Origin of the sequence: Pseudonocardia sp. SID8383, assembly GCF_009864975.1 — a bacterium.
Lineage (GTDB): Bacteria > Actinomycetota > Actinomycetes > Mycobacteriales > Pseudonocardiaceae > Pseudonocardia > Pseudonocardia alni.
Genome location: NZ_WWFY01000701.1, coordinates 1 through 706 on the forward strand (window position 1 = coordinate 1; position 706 = coordinate 706).

The 706-nt window shown below is 76.2% G+C and carries 1 protein-coding gene; it reads right to left on the reverse strand.

Features of this window, described 5'->3' with window-relative positions; all coding sequences use genetic code 11:
* Positions 1-246: hypothetical protein (locus GTW08_RS16940; protein WP_202417282.1), on the reverse strand; the 246-nt coding region annotated here is incomplete at its 3' end.
* Positions 247-706: the final 460 nt, after the last annotated feature.

Sequence of the window (706 nt, forward strand, 5' to 3'; positions counted from 1 at the left end):
GGCCCGGGCGATCTCCCCCGCCCGTCCGACGAGCGCCGCACGGCGCGCCGCGAGACCCGCGCCGAGCCGGTCCAGGCTCGCCCGCAGCTCGCGCGCGGCGTCGACGACCTGGTCGTCGCGGCCGTCGGACCGCGCGGAGAGCCGGTCCCGCAGCTGCGCCGCGGAGACATCGCTGAGGTCGACCTCCTCGGCCGTGTCCTCCGGTACCTCGCCGGCCCGGCCGGCCCCTGCGTCGTGACGCCCCACGACTCCCCCTCACATCCGGCGGACCGCCCGCCGGCCCGCCGGGACAGTGAACCCGCCACGGGCCGCTCCGCGCACCCTCAGGACATTCTCAGGCCATCACCGTTGCAACGTAGAGCAGTCGCGATATATCGTGATGGCACACGAGCCGATCGACAAGGAGGCTCACGACGAGAGGACCACACGTCATGACCACGCGCGACATGTTCCGGAGCCCCTTCGGGCCCCGCATCCACCGACACCCCCGGGGCCACCGCGGCGCCGGGTTCCCCTGCGGCCCGGAGGAGGCAGCCATGCACGACACCCCCGACGTCCACGGCGACGACCGTGACGACCCCCGCGACGAGGGCGGACCCGGCCACCGCCACGGTCGCGCCCACCGCCGCGGACGCGGGCCCGGCGGCCGGGCCTTCGGTCCCGGCCGCGGGTTCGGCCCCGGAGGCCCGTTCGGTCCCGGAGGCTT